This is a genomic window from Proteus sp. G2626 (genome assembly GCF_009915985.1).
In the GTDB taxonomy this organism is placed as follows: Bacteria; Pseudomonadota; Gammaproteobacteria; order Enterobacterales; family Enterobacteriaceae; genus Proteus; species Proteus vulgaris.
In genome coordinates, this window is record NZ_JAABNH010000006.1 from 21,653 (window position 1) to 28,251 (window position 6,599).

At 43.9% G+C, this 6,599-nt stretch carries 11 protein-coding genes; all 11 read right to left on the bottom strand.

Going from position 1 to position 6,599, the window contains the following annotated elements; all coding sequences use genetic code 11:
• Positions 1-3: 3 nt before the first annotated feature.
• Complete coding sequence (gene rpsC, locus GWJ05_RS02480; protein WP_004246958.1) at positions 4-705, bottom strand: 30S ribosomal protein S3; 702 nt, start codon at positions 703-705, stop codon at positions 4-6.
• A gap of 17 nt (positions 706-722) precedes the next feature.
• Positions 723-1,055, bottom strand: coding sequence for a 50S ribosomal protein L22 (gene rplV / locus GWJ05_RS02485; RefSeq protein WP_006535498.1), 333 nt, complete (start codon positions 1,053-1,055; stop codon positions 723-725).
• Between the two features lie 14 nt (positions 1,056-1,069).
• Positions 1,070-1,348, bottom strand: coding sequence for a 30S ribosomal protein S19 (rpsS, locus tag GWJ05_RS02490; RefSeq protein WP_004246960.1), 279 nt, complete (start codon positions 1,346-1,348; stop codon positions 1,070-1,072).
• 14 nt (positions 1,349-1,362) lie between these two features.
• Entirely contained in the window at positions 1,363-2,187 is an 825-nt protein-coding gene (rplB, locus tag GWJ05_RS02495; protein WP_036933225.1) for a 50S ribosomal protein L2, read from the bottom strand.
• A gap of 19 nt (positions 2,188-2,206) precedes the next feature.
• Positions 2,207-2,509 carry a 50S ribosomal protein L23 gene (gene rplW, locus GWJ05_RS02500; RefSeq protein ID WP_004246962.1) on the bottom strand — a complete coding sequence of 101 codons (303 nt, stop codon included), beginning with the start codon at positions 2,507-2,509 and terminating at the stop codon, positions 2,207-2,209.
• Positions 2,506-3,111 (bottom strand): 50S ribosomal protein L4, encoded by a 606-nt coding sequence (rplD, locus tag GWJ05_RS02505; protein WP_023583466.1) that lies wholly within the window; start codon positions 3,109-3,111, stop codon positions 2,506-2,508. The genes rplW and rplD overlap by 4 nt, the downstream gene beginning before the upstream one ends.
• A gap of 16 nt (positions 3,112-3,127) precedes the next feature.
• Positions 3,128-3,757 carry a 50S ribosomal protein L3 gene (gene rplC, locus GWJ05_RS02510; protein ID WP_023583465.1) on the bottom strand — a complete coding sequence of 210 codons (630 nt, stop codon included), beginning with the start codon at positions 3,755-3,757 and terminating at the stop codon, positions 3,128-3,130.
• A gap of 32 nt (positions 3,758-3,789) precedes the next feature.
• Positions 3,790-4,101 carry a 30S ribosomal protein S10 gene (gene rpsJ / locus GWJ05_RS02515; protein WP_001181005.1) on the bottom strand — a complete coding sequence of 104 codons (312 nt, stop codon included), beginning with the start codon at positions 4,099-4,101 and terminating at the stop codon, positions 3,790-3,792.
• A gap of 349 nt (positions 4,102-4,450) precedes the next feature.
• Positions 4,451-4,924: a bacterioferritin gene (gene bfr / locus GWJ05_RS02520; protein WP_036933228.1), complete on the bottom strand. Its 474-nt coding sequence runs from the start codon at positions 4,922-4,924 to the stop codon at positions 4,451-4,453.
• A 77-nt stretch (positions 4,925-5,001) separates the two neighbouring features.
• Entirely contained in the window at positions 5,002-5,199 is a 198-nt protein-coding gene (gene bfd, locus GWJ05_RS02525; protein ID WP_087802846.1) for a bacterioferritin-associated ferredoxin, read from the bottom strand.
• Positions 5,200-5,415: 216 nt separating this feature from the next.
• On the bottom strand, positions 5,416-6,599 hold a 1,184-nt coding region (tuf, locus tag GWJ05_RS02530), incomplete at its 5' end, for an elongation factor Tu (RefSeq protein ID WP_087803048.1).

Genomic DNA, 6,599 nt, shown 5'->3' on the forward strand with positions numbered 1-6,599 from the left:
TCCTTACTTGCGGCCTTTACGCTGCTGCTTTTTAGGTTGAGCAGCCGGTTTTTCCGCCTGTTCAACTGCAGCCATACCACCCAGGATCTCACCTTTGAAGATCCATACCTTAACGCCGAGCACACCATAAGTGGTATGTGCTTCTGAGGTATTGTAGTCGATATCTGCACGCAGAGTGTGCAGAGGTACACGACCTTCACGATACCATTCAGTACGAGCGATTTCAGCGCCGCCTAAACGACCACTTACTTCCACTTTGATACCTTTAGCGCCTAAACGCATTGCGTTCTGTACTGCACGTTTCATAGCACGACGGAACATAACACGACGTTCCAGCTGTGAAGTGATGCTGTCAGCAACTAATTTTGCGTCTAGTTCAGGTTTACGTACTTCGGCGATATTAATTTGCGCAGGAACGCCAGCGATATCCGCTACGTTTTTGCGCAGTTTTTCAACATCTTCACCTTTTTTACCGATAACGATGCCTGGACGAGCTGTGTGAATAGTCACACGAATGCTTTTCGCAGGACGTTCGATAACGATACGAGATACAGATGCTTTTGCCAGTTCTTTAGTTAAGTACTGACGTACTTTAAAATCGCTGTCTAGGTTGTCAGCGAATTCATTGGTACCCGCATACCATGTGGAATTCCAAGGCTTGACAATGCCAAGGCGGATACCATTAGGATGTACTTTTTGACCCATTGCTAGTCTCCAGAGTCTCAGCGATCAGACACAACCACAGTGATGTGGCTGGTGCGCTTCAGAATACGATCTGCACGGCCTTTTGCACGAGGCATAATGCGCTTCATAGAAGGACCTTCGTCAACAAAGATCTTAGCTACTTTCAGATCATCAATGTCAGCGCCATCGTTGTGTTCTGCATTAGCAATAGCAGACTCCAGTACTTTTTTCACTAAACCAGCAGCTTTCTTGTTGGTAAAGGTTAAAATTTCCAGAGCTTGCGACACTTTCTTACCGCGAATCAGGTCAGCTACCAAGCGAACCTTCTGAGCAGAAGAACGAGCGTGGCGATGCATAGCGATAGTTTCCATCTCTTCCTCCTACCTTATTTTTTCTTAGCCTTTTTATCGGCTGCATGACCGCGATAAGTACGGGTCGGCGCGAATTCACCCAGTTTGTGACCAACCATTTCGTCGGAAACGTAAACTGGAACATGCTGACGACCATTATGGACAGCGATGGTCAAACCGATCATGTTAGGAAAGATCGTTGAACGACGGGACCAAGTCTTAACAGGCTTTTTGTCACCGCTTTCCACCGCTTTCTCTACCTTCTTCAGCAAGTGTAGGTCAATAAAAGGACCTTTCTTGAGAGAACGTGGCATGGCTTATCCTCTAATTATTTCTTAGTACGACGATGAACGATAAAATGTTCAGTGCGTTTGTTTTTACGAGTCTTCTTACCTTTGGTTTGAATACCCCAAGGTGTTACAGGGTGTAAACCAAAGTTACGACCTTCACCACCACCATGTGGGTGATCGACTGGGTTCATCGCAGTACCGCGAACGGTAGGACGAATACCACGCCAGCGACTTGCACCAGCTTTACCCAGAACGCGTAACATGTGCTCAGAGTTACCTACTTCACCGATAGTTGCACGGCAATCAGAAGGAACTTTACGCATTTCACCAGAACGCAGACGAATAGTGACATAAGCACCATCACGAGCAACGATCTGAACGTAAGTACCAGCTGAACGAGCTAACTGACCACCTTTACCTGGTTTCATTTCTACGTTATGAACAGTAGAACCAACCGGGATATTACGCATTGGTAAGGTGTTACCCGTTTTGATAGCAGCATCAACGCCAGACTGAACTTTATCACCCGCTTTCAGGCCTTTTGGAGCCAGAATGTAGCGACGTTCACCATCAGCATACAGCACTAAAGCGATGTTAGCTGAACGGTTTGGATCATATTCCAGACGTTCTACTGTCGCAGGAATACCATCTTTGTTGCGTTTAAAGTCAACAATACGGTAAGCCTGTTTGTGTCCACCACCGATATGACGGGTAGTGATACGACCATTGTTGTTACGACCACCGGACTTGCTGTTTTTTTCCAGCAATGGTGCATAAGGTTTCCCTTTATGCAGCTCAGGGTTTACCACTTTAACTACGTGGCGACGGCCCGGAGACGTAGGTTTACATTTAACAATTGCCATTGTTCTTTACTCCTCCGACTTACTCAGCGCCGCCGACGAAGTCCAGATTCTGGCCTTCCTTCAGGGTTACGTAAGCTTTTTTCCAGTCGCTACGACGACCAATACGCTGACCGTGACGTTTCACTTTGCCTTTCATCAGCAGAGTGTTAACACTTTCAACTTCGACTTCAAACAGTTTTTGTACAGCTGCTTTAATCTCTGCTTTGGTCGCGTCTTTAGCAACTTTGAGAACGATGGTGTTTGATTTTTCCATCGCGATAGAAGCTTTTTCAGATACATGCGGCGCGCGCAGTACTTTCAGCAGACGTTCTTCACGGATCATGCCAGCATCTCCTCAACTTGCTTCACAGCGTCAGCAGTCATGACGACTTTGTCGAAGGCGATTAAGCTAACAGGGTCGATAGTTGCTGCATCACGTACGTCAACTTTATATAAGTTGCGTGCTGCTAAATACAGATTTTCATCTACATCAGCAGTGATGATCAGAACATCTTCCAGAGCCATATCTTTCAGTTTCTGTGCTAAAAGCTTAGTTTTAGGAGCTTCAACAGAGAACTTCTCTACGACGATCAGACGATCTTGACGTACCAGCTCAGACAGAATGCTCTTCAGAGCACCACGGTACATCTTTTTGTTTACTTTTTGACTGTGGTCCTGTGGTTTAGCTGCGAAGCTAACACCACCAGAGCGCCAAATTGGGCTCTTGATTGAACCTGAACGTGCACGACCTGTACCTTTCTGTCTCCAAGGCTTTTTGCCTGAACCAGAAACTTCAGCACGAGTTTTCTGAGCACGAGTACCTTGACGAGCACCAGCAGCGTATGCAACGACTACTTGATGCACAAGCGCTTCGTTAAAGTCACGCCCGAAGGTAGTTTCGGAAACAGTCAGCGCGCCTTGCGCGTCTTTCATTACCAATTCCATTCCTATCTCCTCGACGTTACGCCTTGACAGCTGGTTTAACGATCAGGTCACTGCCAGTTGCACCTGGAACAGCACCTTTGACCAGCAGCAGGTTGCGCTCAGCGTCAACACGTACTACTTCCAGGCTCTGAACGGTAACTTGTTCGTTACCCAGTTGACCTGCCATTTTCTTGCCTTTAAACACCTTACCCGGAGTCTGGTTCTGACCGATAGAACCCGGAACACGGTGAGACAAGGAGTTACCGTGGGTAGCATCTTGAGTACGGAAATTCCAGCGCTTTACAGTACCAGCAAAACCTTTACCTTTAGATGTTCCAGTAACGTCGACTTTTTTAACGTCAGCGAAAATTTCTACACTAATGCTTTGACCTACAGTGTATTCTTCGCCTTCGTTCAGACGGAATTCACGCAGTAAGCGGCCAGCTTCAACACCAGCTTTAGCAAAATGACCTGCTTCAGGTTTCAGTACACGGTTAGCTTTTTTGCTACCAGTAGTCACCTGAATGGCACGATAACCGTCTTTCTCAAGATCTCTGACCTGAGTAACACGGTTGTTTTCAATTTCGATAACGGTTACAGGGATTGAAACGCCATCTTCAGTGAAGATACGAGTCATTCCTACTTTTTTACCGACTAAACCAATCATTGTTTCAACCTCTCAATCGCTTGATGACCTGATTAACCTAGGCTGATCTGCACGTCTACGCCGGCAGCCAGATCCAGACGCATCAGAGCATCAACGGTTTTCTCGGTTGGCTCAACGATGTCAACCAGACGTTTGTGAGTGCGAATTTCATACTGATCACGCGCATCTTTATTAACGTGCGGAGAAATCAACACTGTGAAACGCTCTTTGCGAGTCGGCAGTGGGATTGGACCACGAACTTGCGCACCAGTGCGCTTAGCAGTCTCTACGATTTCCGCAGTTGATTGATCAATCAGACGATGATCAAAAGCTTTCAGGCGGATACGGATTCTTTGGTTCTGCATGAGACCAGAGCTCCAACTATTTTTTATAAACGTAAATGATTACTACCCGTACTCATTTCGATTGATGAGAGAGTGTAATCGTTCTGCATATAACTCCCCTATCGGGAGTATTATATTAATGCAATAAAAAATCTGCATTAGCTGATAAATCAGCCCCCACTAAATCAGTGAGCCTGCGCATTATACTTGCCTGAATGATGAAATCAAGCTAAGAATAAAAAATCAGCGATAAAAATTCATTTTCTCTTTTCAAAAATAGAAAAAGCAAAGGTAACAGTCATTACCTTTGCTTTAAATTGTCCGATAATTCACTAAAAAATTCGGGGCCATTTTTCTAAAAAGCTTTGGATTACTCTTCAATAATTTGAGCTTGCAGATAGTTTTGAAGCCCTATGCGCTCAATAAGTTCAAGTTGTGTTTCAATCCAATCAATATGCCCTTCTTCATCGGTTAGAATTTCTAGCATAAGATCTCGGCTAACATAATCATGAATAGAATCTGCGTAAGCAATAGCTTCACGTAAATCTTTGGCACCACCAAGTTCTAATTCAAGATCCGAACGTAGTATTTCTTCAACATCTTCACCAATATTGAGTTTGCCTAAATCTTGTAAGTTTGGAATACCTTCGAGGAATAAAATGCGTTCGATATATTTATCTGCATGTTTCATTTCGTCTATGGATTCATGATATTCCATATCATTAAGACGTGTAAGTCCCCAATTCTTAAACATTCGGGCATGCAGGAAATACTGATTAATTGCAACAAGTTCTCCACCTAATAACTTATTAAGGTGGGCTATCATTTTTTTATCACCTTTCATTTTTATGCTCCTTTGTTTCCAGTCTTTTTAGTGTAGACCTTTTATACAAAGTGGAGAGAAAGGAAATTTAAAATTTGTTATGCAACTTCAGAAATTTGAGGAGATAGCGTAGATTGCTCACTTTCGATAATTTGACGGGCTTGACGCACACACTTACCGCAACAACTTCCAACAGGTAGGATCTTGCGTAATTCATTAATAGTGTGAACTTGGTGTTTATGAATAGTAGCAATAATTTTTTTATCACTCACACCATGACAAAGACAGACGTACATAATAACAACCTCATTAACTACTCACAGAAAGAGTGTAAATGATAATTATTATGATTTCAATTTCTATTTATTTTAGTTAAGTATTTATTTGGTTTTTGCAAATTTAAAATGGTGATAATACAAAGATAGATTTTTATCTGAGAGAATAGAGTCCGATCAATAGATACAAAAAAGGGCATCTACTGATGCCCTTCTCTAGGAGAATTACGCGAGTAATTAACCTAATACTTTAGCAACAACGCCCGCACCTACTGTACGGCCACCTTCACGGATAGCGAAACGTAAACCGTCGTCCATCGCGATTGGGTGAATCAGTTCAACGATCATGTTGATGTTGTCACCTGGCATTACCATTTCTACGCCTTCTGGTAATTCGATAGTACCAGTTACGTCAGTTGTACGGAAGTAGAACTGTGGACGGTAGCCTTTGAAGAATGGAGTATGACGACCACCTTCATCTTTGCTCAGAATATATACTTCTGATTCGAATTTAGTGTGTGGCTTGATTGAACCTGGTTTAGCCAGTACTTGTCCACGTTCGATTTCTTCACGTTTAGTACCACGCAGCAGAACACCAACGTTCTCACCTGCACGACCTTCGTCAAGTAATTTACGGAACATTTCAACGCCAGTACAAGTTGTTTTAACTGTTGGTTTGATACCAACGATTTCAACTTCTTCACCAACTTTGATTACACCACGCTCAACACGACCAGTTACTACTGTACCACGGCCTGAGATTGAGAATACGTCTTCGATTGGTAACAGGAATGGTTTGTCAATTGCACGCTCTGGTTCTGGGATGTATGAATCCAGTGCTTCTGCTAATTCAACAATTTTTGCTTCCCACTCTGCTTCGCCTTCCAGTGCTTTCAGCGCTGAACCACGGATTACTGGAGTGTCGTCACCTGGGAAATCGTACTGAGACAGAAGTTCACGAACTTCCATTTCAACTAATTCCAGTAACTCTTCATCATCTACCATGTCACATTTGTTCAGGAATACGATGATGTAAGGAACACCAACCTGACGACCTAACAGGATGTGCTCACGAGTTTGTGGCATTGGGCCATCAGTCGCAGCAACTACCAGGATCGCTCCGTCCATTTGCGCAGCACCAGTGATCATGTTTTTAACATAGTCGGCGTGACCTGGGCAGTCTACGTGTGCGTAGTGACGAGTTGGAGTGTCGTATTCTACGTGTGAAGTAGAGATGGTGATACCACGAGCTTTTTCTTCTGGTGCGTTATCGATTTGATCGAATGCACGAGCAGCACCACCGTAAGTTTTAGCTAAAACTGTAGTGATTGCAGCAGTCAGAGTTGTTTTACCGTGGTCAACGTGGCCGATAGTACCAACGTTAACGTGCGGTTTTGAACGTTCAAATTTTTCTTTAGACA

Excerpts from the sequence above, each read along its gene's own strand:
- bfd (WP_087802846.1), bottom strand. The coding sequence starts at position 5,199 with ATGTACGTCTGTCTTTGTCATGGTGTGAGTGATAAAAAAATTATTGCT.
- rplD (WP_023583466.1), bottom strand. The coding sequence starts at position 3,111 with ATGGAATTGGTAATGAAAGACGCGCAAGGCGCGCTGACTGTTTCCGAA.
- rpsS (WP_004246960.1), bottom strand. The coding sequence starts at position 1,348 with ATGCCACGTTCTCTCAAGAAAGGTCCTTTTATTGACCTACACTTGCTG.
- rplW (WP_004246962.1), bottom strand. The coding sequence starts at position 2,509 with ATGATCCGTGAAGAACGTCTGCTGAAAGTACTGCGCGCGCCGCATGTA.
- rplV (WP_006535498.1), bottom strand. The coding sequence starts at position 1,055 with ATGGAAACTATCGCTATGCATCGCCACGCTCGTTCTTCTGCTCAGAAG.
- rplC (WP_023583465.1), bottom strand. The coding sequence starts at position 3,757 with ATGATTGGTTTAGTCGGTAAAAAAGTAGGAATGACTCGTATCTTCACT.
- rpsC (WP_004246958.1), bottom strand. The coding sequence starts at position 705 with ATGGGTCAAAAAGTACATCCTAATGGTATCCGCCTTGGCATTGTCAAG.
- rpsJ (WP_001181005.1), bottom strand. The coding sequence starts at position 4,101 with ATGCAGAACCAAAGAATCCGTATCCGCCTGAAAGCTTTTGATCATCGT.
- rplB (WP_036933225.1), bottom strand. The coding sequence starts at position 2,187 with ATGGCAATTGTTAAATGTAAACCTACGTCTCCGGGCCGTCGCCACGTA.
- bfr (WP_036933228.1), bottom strand. The coding sequence starts at position 4,924 with ATGAAAGGTGATAAAAAAATGATAGCCCACCTTAATAAGTTATTAGGT.